Origin of the sequence: Psychrobacter sp. TB20-MNA-CIBAN-0197, assembly GCF_040309765.1 — a bacterium.
Lineage (GTDB): Bacteria > Pseudomonadota > Gammaproteobacteria > Pseudomonadales > Moraxellaceae > Psychrobacter > Psychrobacter submarinus.
The window spans coordinates 1-251 of sequence record NZ_JBEOPC010001065.1 but is presented as its reverse complement, the minus strand read 5'-3'; the positions used below and the strand labels follow the sequence as shown (position 1 = coordinate 251).

The window sequence follows — 251 nt, the reverse complement described above, 5'->3', positions numbered from 1 at the left end:
ATATATACTTGGTACTCATCTATAAAAAAGTCTTTACAGATAAGCGGTTGTTCTACTTGGCTGCGCACAAATTCGAGGTAATCAAAACTGCCTTGAAAATATTTAGCATCAGTTAACACGCTCATGCAGGTAGCATATTTTTTATAAACCGATGTGATTTCGGTTAAATCAAATGGCTCTCTAATTAGCCCTTTTGAAGGCGATGCTTTTTTACATTCTAAAATAAACTGTGTGCCTGGGGCGGCTAATGC

Annotated in this window: 1 pseudogene; it reads right to left on the bottom strand. The window is 37.1% G+C overall.

What is annotated here, in order from left to right:
- Positions 1-251 (bottom strand): annotated as a pseudogene (locus AAEY83_RS17170) (indole-3-glycerol phosphate synthase TrpC); the annotation flags it as partial.